Raw genomic sequence first — 835 nt, 5'->3', positions numbered from 1 at the left:
GGCTCAGCGCACCCTCCGGGAACGAACGAGCCATGCTCTCGGCCGCTATACGTTGAGCTTCCTCGTGGGATCCGCCTTGGGTAACCAAATCACCGACATATTCGCTGCAGCTGCGGTCCAACCACGACGGGAACTCGCTAGTGAGGATTCGCTTAAGGGTCACAGTCATCTCTCAATTCTTCCAGACAAGAATCTGCTGTCAGCGCCAGCCGAAGATTACCCGAATAGCCTTCGGCGACATCGCAGTACGTTTGCCGCCTCGGCGACGCTCAGAGCGAATCCGTCATTGTTGTATCTCGGTTGTGCGATTGACTGTGGCTATGACTCGCACACTTATTCTCGGGGGAACTGCCTGGCTTGGTCGAGAGATAGCCGAGAAGCTGGCGGGTCAAGGTCAGGACGTGACGTGCCTGGCTCGCGGTGAATCTGGAGCAGCTCCACGCGGCGTGACGTTCGTCCGCTCCGACCGACGATCGCCCCAGGCCTACGATCTTGTCGCGAGGGAATCCTGGGACGAGATCATTGAGCTCAGCTGTGACGCGCACCTTGTCGCTGGAGCGCTTGAAGCGTTGGCGGGCAGCACGGCGCATTGGACTTTGGTCTCCTCCGTGTCGGTGTATGCGACCAATGCTGAACCGGGTGCTGATGAGGACGCCATCCTCGTCGAGCCAGTCGACCTTGACGATTACGCGCAGGCGAAAGTCGCCGCCGAACGCGCCACAATGGCGGCGGTTGGCGATCGTCTTCTGATTGCTCGACCTGGCCTGATCGTGGGGCCAGGTGATATGAGTGACCGATTCAGCTATTGGGTGTCCAGATTTGCCGCTGCTCCGGT

The 835-nt window shown here is 59.6% G+C and carries 1 protein-coding gene; it reads left to right on the top strand.

Annotated features, from left to right (window positions below; genetic code table 11):
* Nucleotides 1-320 precede the first annotated feature (320 nt).
* The coding region (locus tag JF66_RS19490; RefSeq protein ID WP_035880544.1) for an NAD-dependent epimerase/dehydratase family protein at nucleotides 321-835 on the top strand (515 nt) is incomplete at its 3' end.

Origin of the sequence: Cryobacterium sp. MLB-32 (assembly GCF_000738085.1) — a bacterium.
GTDB lineage: Bacteria > Actinomycetota > Actinomycetes > Actinomycetales > Microbacteriaceae > Cryobacterium.
The sequence above is the reverse complement of the archived record's forward strand: the minus strand, read 5'-3'. Positions and strand labels throughout refer to the sequence as shown.